Below are 11,877 nucleotides of genomic sequence, written 5' to 3' on the forward strand. Positions count from 1 at the left end.
TAATCAAGGGAATTCTTCGGAATTCCCTTTTTTTTGTATTGTGAACTCGCACACCTATCCATTTTCAGAAGAAAAAGATCTCCCTCATTTACTTCGCTGGATTGATCAAAATTACAGTCACTATCTTTTAACTCAGGGGAATAATCACTCCTACCCCAAAGACCCATTTCCCAATCAAATTCTAACCGGAAACCAAGCAATCAATTCAATCGAAGAGCTTGAAAAAAGATATTCGAAAGAAGCTCTGGCCGGTATTTTTTCTTATGATTTTAAAAATCAGATCGAGAAACTATCGAGTAAAAACCCGAGTTTCTTTGAGCTACCTGACTTTCTGTTTTTCCAGCCCGAACTCCAGCTATCCTGGAATAATTCGGAGATCAGTTCTAGCCAGCCATTACCACCAGAAATTTTCAATCTAGTTTGCCCAAAACCAAAAACGACATCAATTAACATTCATTCTCAGACAAGCAAAGAGGAATATCTGAAAAATTTTCGAATGATTCAGGATGAGATCCGTGAGGGCAATACCTATGAAATGAACTATTGCATAGCGTACCAAGCGGATTTTGAAGACATGGACCCAGTCTATACCTTTCTCAGGTTGAATAAAAAGTCTCCGATGCCATTTGCGGCACTTTTTAAAGCTGGGGAAAAATACATTCTATCTGCCTCACCAGAACGTTTCCTGAAAAAAACAGGGAATCAACTCATCGCCCAGCCGATCAAAGGAACTGCCAAAAGGGGACAAAATGAAGCAGAAGACCTCAAAAACAAAAAGCAGCTCCATGCAAGTGAGAAGGAACGTGCGGAGAACCTCATGATCACAGACCTCATGCGCAATGACCTATCCAAAGTCTCGGAAATAGGATCGGTTGAGGTTCCAGAGCTCTTTGGACTCTACTCTTTTCCCAGAGTGCATCAAATGATCAGTACTGTATCGGCTACCCTCAAACCAAATGCAACCTTTAGACAAATCATTGAGGCCACTTTTCCGATGGGAAGTATGACAGGTGCCCCCAAAATCAAAACCATGGAGCTCATTGAACAATTCGAAAACTTCAAAAGAGGCTGGTTTTCAGGAGCCTTGGGTTTCATAAACGAAAGTGGGGATTTTGACTTTTCGGTAATAATCAGGAGCATCATCTTAGATCAATCGAGCAAAAAACTCTATTTTGCTGTAGGCAGTGCCATCACCATCGATGCCGAAGCTGAGCAAGAGTATGATGAATGTCTGCTAAAAGCAAATGCTATCCTGGAGGTCCTGAGTGGAAAATAAAGAAAGTAATCCTAGCCAAATCATCCGAAAAATAATCCATGTCGACATGGATGCCTTCTATGCCTCGGTGGAGCAACTGGACCATCCTGAATGGCGTGGAAAGCCTCTGGTAGTTGGAGGTAATGCGGCAAGAGGCGTGGTGGCAGCCGCTAGCTATGAAGCGAGAAAATATGGAATTCACTCAGCCATGTCCTCCGTTTTGGCAGCTAGGAAATGTCCGCATCTTATTTTTGCACCTCATCGATTTGACCGCTATCGAGAGCTCTCACGGCAGATCAGGGAAATATTCTTTGAATACACTGACTTGGTTGAGCCCCTTTCTTTGGATGAAGCATTTTTGGATGTGACGGAAAATAAAATGGGGCTCAAGTCCGCCATTTTAATCGCCAGGCAGATACGGCAAAAAATCAAAGAAAAAACAGGACTGAATGCCTCAGCAGGGGTCAGCTACAATAAGTTTTTGGCAAAAATCGCTTCCGATCTAAATAAGCCCAATGGACAAGCAGTGATTTTGCCTGAAGAAGCCGAAGAATTTTTAGAAAAGCTTCCGATCAAAAAATTCTTTGGAATAGGAAAGGTCACAGCCGAAAAAATGGAAAAGCTCGGAATATTCAACGGCAAAGATCTCAAGGAATTTTCCCTCCAATTCCTCACCAAGAAATTTGGCAAGTCCGGCCTTCACTACTACAATATCGTGCGAGGAATTCACCTGTCAGAGGTTCAGCCTCACCGGGTCCGAAAGAGTCTCAGTGCAGAAAACACCTTCGAAAAGGACCTCATCAGCCTCGAGGAAATGGAAATGGAATTGAAATCAATTTTCGAAGAGGTAATCAAGCGAAGCCAAAAAGGGGGAATCAAAGGCCGAACGGTTACGATCAAACTTAAATACGCTGACTTTACCCAACAGACTCGAAGCAAAACTTTGGAACAATATCCCGAACCGGCTCAAATCTGGGAAGTGGGTCTAGAGCTGTTAAGGCAGGAAGAAATCCCCAAAGCCATCAGGCTCTTGGGGCTTGGCCTTTCCAACCTCAATATCACTGAAGAACAGGTGCATTTTGGAGAGCAGCTGAAAATCCCTTTTGAATAAAGCTGGACTTTTCAGCTATTCAAATAGAATTCAATGGCCTTTCCCAGACGAGTAAAAGTATCTTTAAATACCTCCTCATTCTCCTCCAGCAGCGTTACTCGAAATCCTCGCAAATCAGAACAAAACGAGGAAATCGGAACGACACAAATCCGCTCAGCAGCTAGTAAATAATAGACAAATCGCTTATCCAATGGCATATTGGGTTCAGTGAGCCAAGAATCCAGTAAATCTTTCAATTTCTGGTCTTCGATGGGCAGAAATTGATTTTCAGAAAGTCTTCCTTCCTCAAAAACAATGGTATTGTAAAAAGCCCCTTGGGTTGGGTTAAACTTAATCCCATTGATATCACCCAAAATCTCTCGCATCCAGTCACTGCGTTTTCCAATTTGCGCATTCGCTCTCTCTCGATAAGAGAAATAGGCAGGATGACTCATAATCCTTGGAATGGATAGCTGCGGTAAAATGGTTGAGCAAACCTCGATCATCTTGGCATTTTCCAATGTCTGGCAGAGCTTGGAAAACTCCTCAGAAGCTTCCCGATTGTAAAATTCCATCCAGCCACAGCGTGCTCCAGGCCATGGGAATTCCTTGGAAATTCCTTTCAATGAAATTGCAGGACGGCTTCCGATTACTTCAGCAAGGGCAACTGCTTTGATACCATTGTAGGTAATATTCTGATAGATCTCATCAGCGATTAGCAGAAGCTTAAATTCCTCTGCTATTCTCACAAAGCCTTCTAATATCTCTTTGGGATACACCATCCCGGTTGGATTGTCGGGGTTGATAATCAGAATCCCGACAATGGACGGATTGTATTTGACTTTCAGGTACAGGTCCTCCATGTCCGGAAGCCACTGATTATCCGGATCGAGTTTGTAGGTAATTGGAGCCGCATTGGCATGAGCAGCCTCTGCAGAGCTGTGGGTAGAGTATGCGGGAGAAGGACCGATGATCCGGGCTGTTGGTACCAAAAATTGATACAATTTGGCGATTGCATCTCCTAGCCCATTGAAGAATAAAACATCTTCTGCTGAAATTTGAGCGCCTCCTTTTTCATTATTGAGATCAGCAAGAAATCTCCTCGTTTCCAGTACCCCTTTGGAGTCGGCATATCCGTAGGTTTGATCTTCCTTAAGCAGCTCAGAAATAATGGATTTCATCCAGTCTGGAATCTGATTATTCTTCTGGATTGGATCCCCGATATTCTCCCAGGTCATCCCATAGCCCAAGGCCTCGATTTGCCTTGCTTTCTTGACAATTCCACGAATTTCATAGGAGAGTTCTTCGGCTCCTGGTCTGAGGAGTAGCTGTCTCATAGTGTAAGAGGCTGGTTGGTGAAAAATTCCTCACAAAGAAAAGGAAAAGTAAGGTGATTTTTTAAATGCCAGACAAAAAGGAAAGTCCATAAGCTCACGAAACTTCTTTCAGCCTAAGAGGTTTACCCAAGGTATTTTCCAACTTGATTATATCCTTTCCGTTTACCTATTTTATTGCCCGATTCCCTTCCTTTAAAATTCTATTTCTAAGTGGTTTTTATCCGTATTCTATTCTTCCTGCTCTTTCTAGGACTTATTGATTGGTATTCTTACCAAGCTTTCAAAACACTCTTTCCAAACCAAAACTGGGTCAAAATCGGTTTTTGGGTGTTTTCAATTGGGATTTACCTATTCGCCATCTTCGTTTTCCTGACTTTTGACCGAATCAATGTTGGTTTGAATTTCGGAAGGCTGATCTCACTTCTGGTGCTTTCTATCCTCCCTAAGCTGATTATTCTGGTTTTTCTTTTCGGTGAAGATATCACACGAATTGCTAGAGGTGTTTTTCAGTCGATCAGTGGAACTAACAATGGGGATTTCTTGCCAGAGCGACGGAAATTTATCAGCCAAACCGCCCTGCTACTTTCTGCCATTCCTTTTTTGGGAACCCTGCATGGGGTACTGATTGGAAAATACCGCTACCGGGTGATGAAGCATACCCTGGAATTTGATGACCTCCCGGAGGAATTTGATGGATTTACTATCACCCAAATTTCGGATATTCACTCCGGAAGCTTCGACAACAAAGAAAAACTGGAATACGGAGTGGACCTCATCAATCAGCAGGAGTCAGATATGATTCTATTTACGGGTGACTTGGTGAATAATCATGCAGGAGAAATGGAACCCTGGATCGGGACTTTCCAAAAGCTAAAGGCTCCGATGGGCAAGTATTCCATTTTGGGTAATCATGACTATGGGGACTATGTGGCTTGGCCAAGCAGAGAAGCCAAGGTCCAGAATCTTCAGCGCCTTTGCAAAATCCAGGAAGAATTGGGCTTCAAACTTCTTCGAAACGAAAGTATAAAAATTCAAAAAGGAAATTCCAGCATAGACCTAATCGGCGTGGAAAACTGGGGAAAAGGCTTTGCTCAATACGGGGATCTAAACAAAGCTACCACCAATCTGGAAGAAAAAAGTTTTAAGATTCTGATGAGTCACGATCCCTCCCACTTTGATGAGGTAGTCAAAAAATTCTCCCAACTGATCCATCTCACCCTGAGTGGGCATACCCACGGGATGCAGTTTGGAATTGAGATTCCTGGATTTATCAGATGGAGTCCCGCTTCCCTTCGCTATCCGAAATGGGCCGGGCTCTACGAAGAATTGGGTCGCTACCTCCACGTCAATCGGGGTTTTGGGTTTTTGGCCTTTCCGGGAAGAGTGGGAATTTGGCCTGAGATTACTGTGCTGGAGTTGAGGAGGAAAAAGGAATACATTAATAAGACCTATGGAAAATCTAACTCTACCCTTTCTTTGAATCGAAAAAAGAGTAAAACTGGATTATCATCACTCTGAATATTTAAAGCTCGCAACCTCTCTAGGTAAAAATTATCTTTTGTTTTAACCTCCTCTAACATATCTAATAACATAGGGGCATCTATCACAAATAGATGATACCCTAGTTGAGAACTGAGTTCTACACTAATTCCAATCGAATTGATACCCGGAATAATAGTCAAATCATTCTCAATATTTTTAATTGGGTAAGCTATTTTTGACTTTTTATCCCAAATAGCCATTTTAGAGTAAATTCCTTCACCAAAGCCTAAAAACATAAAGTCAGAATGGACTTGTAAATTATTTGAAAAATAAACCAAATTAAACTCCTTGGCCATGTTGAGCTTACCTAGTTCGGAACCAGTACTGATTCTTGAATAATCAACCTCCCGTTCTGAAAAGCGAACACGATAAATATCTTTGAGCTGATCATTATCAAAATCCAAGAAATATGGATTTTCTGTATCAGAAAAATAAAAACCTTCTTTTTCCCATTTTGGAAAGATAAGATGATCCTTACCCATCCCATATTTGGATTGATCTTGAGAAAGAAACTTTTCATTTAAATCAATTTGTTTTAAAACCTTAAAGGACGAATCAAGAATAATAATCTGATTACTTTGGTACGAACTATTCTCCCGAGTTAGGTGATACTTACTATTGAACCACTTGAAATCTGTCAATGGACCTAGTGTATCTAATTTCAAATCGCGCCCTTTTTTCTCAAAAATGTTTTGAAAAACCAGTTTATTGGTAGCATTACTATAGATTATTATCTCATCATCAGATAGGAGCTGCACATCTCTCTGAAATTTATACTCTCCCGGCCCTTCACCTTCAGTTCCGATCAGCCTTAATAGATTCCCTTTCCAATCAAATTGAAAGATTCTCTGAGTGATTTTCCTATCTGTTATAATTATTTTTTCTTGATCAAAATACACCTCACTTACCTCCCCGATCAACTCCCTATCATCCAAAGGAACTATAAAACAGGTATCAAAAAATTGACTGGCATCGAAGGTGATCGGTTGGTCAAGGTCAATCAAAATCTCTTTTTCTTCTGTATCAAATCGATACTCCTGCTTGGAGTTACAGGAAAACAATCCAATGACAATCAAAAAAAGAAAAGGATATCTAAATATAGACTTCATAATTAGTCAGAAAATATCAATAGACTGTCAGTCATTTTTTTTTAAAATCAACCTAGTCTTTACCTTTTTTCAATCCTGCTTTCAGCATCATTCCCTGCGAAATAACCAGAAAAACCATGGCAATCGCAGTAAAATTAGGGACAGTATCTGATTCATTAAGCCATAAACCACTTTGCCATAAAGAAAGGCCTCCAATCACCAAAGCAATCAGAATCATGGCTATGTGAAATCTAAATCTTCGCTGACTCATGGGCTAAAAATATTTTATGTAAGAAATCAAACTAATTATTAAAAAACAACTCCCTCAAGAATTTCTTTTTGAGGGAGTTTATTTCTTACTAAATCCTTTAATACTACTTCAAATTCTTATACCGAATTCGCTTCGGCGTCACATCACCAAGCCGCTTTTTCTTGTTTTCCTCATAGTCGGTGAAATTACCTTCAAACCAATATACCTGAGAATCACCTTCAAAAGCCAAAATATGCGTACAGATACGATCCAAGAACCAACGGTCGTGGGAAATGATCACCGCACAGCCACCGAAGTTTTCCAAAGCTTCTTCCAAGGCTCGTAGCGTGTTTACATCCAAGTCGTTCGTCGGTTCGTCCAAAAGCAGCAAGTTTCCGCCTTCTTTCAGCATCATGGCCAGGTGAACCCGATTACGCTCACCGCCTGAGAGTACTCCAACTTTCTTTTCCTGATCTGCTCCGGCAAAGTTGAACTTGGACACATAGGCACGGGAATTAACTTCCTTGTTGCCTAGCTTCATATGCTCATTCCCATCCGAAATAATCTGGTACACCGTCTTATTCGGATCCAAAGAATCATGCTCTTGATCTACATAGGAAAGCTGTACGGTCTCTCCCACTTCAAAATTACCTGAATCAGGCTTTTCCTGACCGGTGATCAGTTTAAACAAAGTAGTTTTACCGGCACCATTTGGACCGATGATTCCGACTATCCCACCTTGTGGCAAAGCAAAACTTAAGTTTTCAAACAATAACTTATCCCCATAAGCCTTCGAAACATTATTTGCCTCAATGACTTTGGCTCCCAATCGTGGTCCCGGCGGGATGAAAAGCTCCAACTTCGCTTCTTTCTCTTTTGCTTCTTCTCCGACCAACTTATCATAAGCATTTAGACGGGCCTTGCCTTTAGACTGTCGGGCTTTGGGCGACATACGAATCCATTCCAATTCCCGCTCCAAAGTCTTCTGACGCTTGGATTCGGTTTTTTCTTCTTGCTTTAGTCGGTTTTGCTTTTGCTCCAGCCAAGAGGAATAATTCCCTTTCCACGGAATCCCTTCTCCTCGATCCAATTCCAAAATCCAGCCGGCTACGTTATCCAGGAAGTATCGGTCGTGGGTCACTGCGATGACCGTACCCTTATAGTTTTGCAAATGCTGCTCCAGCCAGTGGACAGATTCTGCATCCAAATGGTTGGTGGGTTCATCCAAGAGGAGTACGTCCGGCTCCATAAGTAGAAGACGGCAAAGAGCAACCCTTCGCTTTTCTCCTCCAGAAAGATTGGCTACGTTGGCCTCTGCAGGAGGAAGTCTCAAGGCATCCATAGCCTTGTCCAGCATGACATCCAGTTCCCAAGCATTGGCTGCGTCCAGTTTTTCCTGAACCTCACCCTGACGCTCGATCAGCTTATTCATCACATCCGGATCTTCCATCAAGGCCGGATCCATGAATTTTTCGTTGATCTCTTCAAATTCTTTGAGCAGATTGACCGTGTCAGCTACGGCCTCCTCTACTACTTCTTTGACTGTTTTGGTCGGATCGAGCTTAGGCTCTTGTTCCAGCATTCCTACAGAGTATCCTGGGGAAAATACCACTTCGCCGAGGTAATCCTTGTCAATGCCTGCAATGATCCGGAGCAAGGAAGACTTACCCGAGCCATTCAAACCTAGGACGCCTATTTTGGCACCATAGAAAAATGAGAGATAGATATCTTTGAGTACTTTTTTCTGCGGGGGATAGACTTTTGAGACCCCTGCCATCGAAAAGATGATTTTTTCTGCGCTCATGCGTTGAATTTTTCCTGAAAATTTGCGTTAAATAGCAAAGATGCAAAAAAAGGCCATTCTTAGGATAAGTGCTTTTGAATTAATTAATTTGCGGAAAATTGAAAACAACCACCTAACCTACTGTAGTGCAATGGAGCATCCGTACGGATATATCAAAGACAACAAGGTCTTTCTGAAGGGATTTTTGGGAAAACCTGATCGGGAAATTGGAGAGGTGAAAGAAGATGAACCTTCGACCATTGCCTATTTTGAGGATAGATTCACTCAGATTCAGGAGAAGGTAGAGAAGCTCAAAAAGGATATTGAAGAAAACCAAAACAAGGGTTCTTTCCTCATGAAGCTGATTCACCTGCGTGATTCGCTCTATGAATCCGATGCCTTGGGTGATTTCGTGCCGATAATCGAAGAACTGAACGGCCTAGAAGAATACCTCAATGAAATCATTCAGGCAAACCGTGCCAAAAACTTTGAGATCAAAAAGGGTTTGATCCAAGAGGCAGAAGCCCTCAAGGATGATACAGACTGGAAAGAAACAGCACAGGCATTTAAGGATCTAAAGATGCGTTGGATCAAAACCGGTCCCGTAGAAAAAGAACTTGAAGAGGGGATTGAAAATCAATTCCAAGAAGCGGTTCAGCATTTCTTCGAAAACCGTAGACATTTCTTCGAAGGAATGGCTCTGCAAGCCGAAGAAAATATCAAGGTCTATGAGTCACTGGTGGTACAGGCCCGAGAAGCCCATGACTTGCCAGATGCGAAGATGGCCTTTGAGATCAGTAAGAAAATCCAAAAAGAATGGAAATCTGCCGGGAAAGTTCCTGCCGAAAAGCGTCAGCCTCTTTGGGATGAGTTTTCCAAGCTGAACAACCGAATCTTCTCGAAATACAAGCGAACACTAAATCCAGGTCCACAAATGCATCCCCGAGAGGTGATGAAAAGGGTGGAAACACTGACAGAAGAAATCAAGAAACTGGCCGGAAAGGACACTTCACCTGAGTTGATCGCAAGAGCGAAGGAAATTCAGCAAGAATGGAGAAAGCTTCCTCCTAAGAAACCAAAAGACGCGAATTTACTAGCGCGGTCCTTTCAATTCTTCTCAGACATTGTTTTTGAGAAAGCATTCTTGGACAAACTTGTGCATGGAAAATATGCTGATTTTGATCAAAAATCAGAAATGGAACAAAATCAGATCAAAACTGCTTTACTGAGAGATCTTCTTCATCGAGATCAGACAGAATATGAGACTGCTCAAAATAATTCGGACAATTTTCAGGTCAGGAGCAGCGATTTTGAAATCATGATGAAAAAAAAGTTATTTGGACTGAAGCGGAAAGTAGACGTAAAAAATTATGTTTTGAAGCAACTTTCTCAGAAATAATCAGTACAAGCTTACATATTTAAAAAAATAGATAATTTTGCAGCCTTTAAAATCCGGAACACTCTAAAACGAATACTATGTACTGGACACTCGAACTAGCCTCCTACTTGGAAGATGCTCCATGGCCAGCGACCAAGGACGAATTGATTGATTATGCAATTCGCTCCGGCGCACCGATGGAAGTGGTAGAAAACCTCCAAGAACTGGAAGATGATGGGGAACCTTATGAGACCATCGAAGAAATTTGGCCAGATTACCCGACCAAAGACGATTTCTTCTTTAATGAAGATGAATATTAATGCCAAAGCCTCGGATATTTTCGGGGCTTTTTCTTTCTACCTGGGATTTTAAATTCCCAAGACCTGCCTCAGTCGGGAGTACCCGGTCTTACTCACAGGTAGCTTTTTCCCATTTCTCAAAAAGACTAAATAGCTATCCTTTTCATAGGGCTCTATCCGCGTGACTTCATTGAGATTCAAAATATAGGACCGATGAATCCGCGCAAAACGATCGGGCGAAAGCGCTTCTTCCAAGGACTTCATGGTCATCTTTTTTAGAAAAGCCCCTGATTCGGTCACAATATTCACATAGTCATCTGCCGCTTCGAAGTAGCTTACCTGATCGACAGGGATAATTTTGATTTCATTTTTCACCCGTACCACGAGCCGCTGACTCTTTTCGGCAAGTGATGAAATAGCCGAATTTTGCCCACCTTCCTCCGCTTCATATCGCTCCAGAAAACGGTTTAATGCTTGCTGGAATCGTGATTTAGAGAAGGGCTTAAGCAAATAATCGATCGCCTTGGCGTCAAAAGCAGCCAGCGCGTATTCATCAAAAGCCGTGGTAAATATCACAGCGGGAGGCTCATCCAAGAGCTCTAGCATCTCAAATCCCGTGATCTTTGGCATCTGAACATCCAGAAAAATCAAGTCAGGCTGATGCTTTTGAATGGCCTTCAATCCTTCAAACCCATCCTGACATATTTCCAAAATTTCGAAACGACTATCTGATCTCAGAAATTCTTCGACTATACCCGCAGCTAGGGGTTCATCATCGATAATGAGGGTTTTGATCATTTTGGCTGGGGGATTTTCAAAGTGACAGTAAATATATTTTCTTCTGAAAGGGTGCTGAGCAGATCATTTCTACCAAAAAGTAAATAAAGCCTACGCTTCACAGAACTCAGTCCAAAGCCCAATCCTTTTTGTTGGGGAACTTCTGAGTCGTATGGATTCTGCAAATGAACCAAAAGATAAGGAGACTCGACACTAGCCTGAACTCGGATTTGAACCTCTCCCCTTACTCCGTACAACCCGTGTTTGATTGCATTCTCAAGGAGTGGTTGGATCAAAAGTTGGGGAATTTGTAGTTCACGGCAATCATCCGAAATATCAAATTCGACTTTCAGTCTATGTCCAAAGCGTACCTTTTCGATTTGAAAATACATCTCCAAGTACTCCAACTCCTCCGACAAAGTAGTCCAGGACTTCAGATCCTTTCGGATAGTTCCTCTCAGAAAATCTGACAGCAACAATACCATTTCTCTGGCTTTTTCAGGCTGACTGACTACCAAAGCACTGATGGAATTGAGACTGTTAAACAAAAAATGAGGTTGCAATTGCTGCCTTAATTGACTCAGTTCGGCTTCCTTGCTGAGCTCCAGCATATGCAATTCGCGATCCTGACTTTGCTCCTGCTCCTCCAATCGGGAGACAAGCATGGCTATCAGGCTAATCATCACTCCAGCCAATGCCAAAATAGCCCATCTCAAATAGAAGTTTTGTCTTAGGAAAGTGATGTAATCTCCATGCTCTTCAAATACCCAAGCCATACTCAACCTATGCAGGAGTATAAAAAGAAATGAAAGAGCAAGCGGTAAAGTCAATAAGACTAAAACCTTTCCACTTTTTGGATTGTAAAAAGTAAATATCCGGTCAAGAACCATGACCATCCCTACAAAAACAAGGGAAAAGACACTGCTATCAATTCCAGCTATCAGGTCCTCGACACCATAGTAGCTCAGGACCAAAAAAGAACCAAGGAGCCAGGCCAATCCTGCTCCTTGGATGATCCAATAGTAAGTTTTGGTAGATCGAAAAGCTCTAGCAAGCATTTATTGCTGATTTTTCTTCA

Annotated in this window: 11 protein-coding genes; 5 read left to right on the top strand and 6 right to left on the bottom strand. The window is 42.0% G+C overall.

Annotated features, from left to right (window positions below; genetic code table 11):
- Nucleotides 1-40: 40 nt before the first annotated feature.
- Nucleotides 41-1,276 carry an anthranilate synthase component I family protein gene (locus OU792_RS09140; RefSeq protein WP_274669997.1) on the top strand — a complete coding sequence of 412 codons (1,236 nt, stop codon included), beginning with the start codon at nt 41-43 and terminating at the stop codon, nt 1,274-1,276.
- A complete protein-coding gene (dinB, locus tag OU792_RS09145; RefSeq protein WP_134202306.1) occupies nt 1,266-2,366 on the top strand; it encodes a DNA polymerase IV in 1,101 nt (366 codons plus the stop codon). The genes OU792_RS09140 and dinB overlap by 11 nt, the downstream gene beginning before the upstream one ends.
- 11 nt (nt 2,367-2,377) lie before the next feature.
- Here the strand turns inward: dinB and OU792_RS09150 are convergent, their stop codons facing one another.
- The gene (locus OU792_RS09150) at nt 2,378-3,682 is read right to left on the bottom strand and encodes a pyridoxal phosphate-dependent aminotransferase (protein WP_026945293.1); all 1,305 of its coding nucleotides are present in this window, start codon (nt 3,680-3,682) and stop codon (nt 2,378-2,380) included.
- A 210-nt stretch (nt 3,683-3,892) separates the two neighbouring features.
- On the opposite strand from OU792_RS09150, the gene OU792_RS09155 reads away from it, so the two are divergent.
- A complete protein-coding gene (locus tag OU792_RS09155) occupies nt 3,893-5,200 on the top strand; it encodes a metallophosphoesterase (RefSeq protein ID WP_274669998.1) in 1,308 nt (435 codons plus the stop codon).
- Here the strand turns inward: OU792_RS09155 and OU792_RS09160 are convergent.
- From OU792_RS09160 to ettA, 3 genes are all read right to left on the bottom strand, one after another.
- Complete coding sequence (locus OU792_RS09160) at nt 5,131-6,333, bottom strand: 6-bladed beta-propeller (protein WP_274669999.1); 1,203 nt, start codon at nt 6,331-6,333, stop codon at nt 5,131-5,133. The genes OU792_RS09155 and OU792_RS09160 overlap by 70 nt on opposite strands.
- A gap of 52 nt (nt 6,334-6,385) precedes the next feature.
- Entirely contained in the window at nt 6,386-6,583 is a 198-nt protein-coding gene (locus tag OU792_RS09165; RefSeq protein ID WP_274670000.1) for a hypothetical protein, read from the bottom strand.
- A gap of 103 nt (nt 6,584-6,686) precedes the next feature.
- Nucleotides 6,687-8,366, bottom strand: coding sequence for an energy-dependent translational throttle protein EttA (gene ettA / locus OU792_RS09170; RefSeq protein ID WP_274670001.1), 1,680 nt, complete (start codon nt 8,364-8,366; stop codon nt 6,687-6,689).
- Between the two features lie 130 nt (nt 8,367-8,496).
- Here ettA and OU792_RS09175 point away from each other — a divergent pair, with 130 nt between their 5' ends.
- Both OU792_RS09175 and OU792_RS09180 read left to right on the top strand, forming a co-directional pair.
- Nucleotides 8,497-9,744, top strand: coding sequence for a DUF349 domain-containing protein (locus tag OU792_RS09175; protein WP_274670002.1), 1,248 nt, complete (start codon nt 8,497-8,499; stop codon nt 9,742-9,744).
- Between the two features lie 77 nt (nt 9,745-9,821).
- Nucleotides 9,822-10,043 carry a DUF2795 domain-containing protein gene (locus OU792_RS09180; protein ID WP_024284896.1) on the top strand — a complete coding sequence of 74 codons (222 nt, stop codon included), beginning with the start codon at nt 9,822-9,824 and terminating at the stop codon, nt 10,041-10,043.
- Nucleotides 10,044-10,091: 48 nt separating this feature from the next.
- Here OU792_RS09180 and OU792_RS09185 read toward each other — a convergent pair whose 3' ends face one another.
- Nucleotides 10,092-10,820, bottom strand: coding sequence for a LytR/AlgR family response regulator transcription factor (locus tag OU792_RS09185; protein ID WP_274670003.1), 729 nt, complete (start codon nt 10,818-10,820; stop codon nt 10,092-10,094).
- Complete coding sequence (locus OU792_RS09190) at nt 10,817-11,857, bottom strand: sensor histidine kinase (protein WP_274670004.1); 1,041 nt, start codon at nt 11,855-11,857, stop codon at nt 10,817-10,819. The genes OU792_RS09185 and OU792_RS09190 overlap by 4 nt, the downstream gene beginning before the upstream one ends.
- Nucleotides 11,858-11,877: the final 20 nt, after the last annotated feature.

Source organism: Algoriphagus sp. NF (assembly GCF_028823735.1).
GTDB lineage: Bacteria > Bacteroidota > Bacteroidia > Cytophagales > Cyclobacteriaceae > Algoriphagus > Algoriphagus marincola.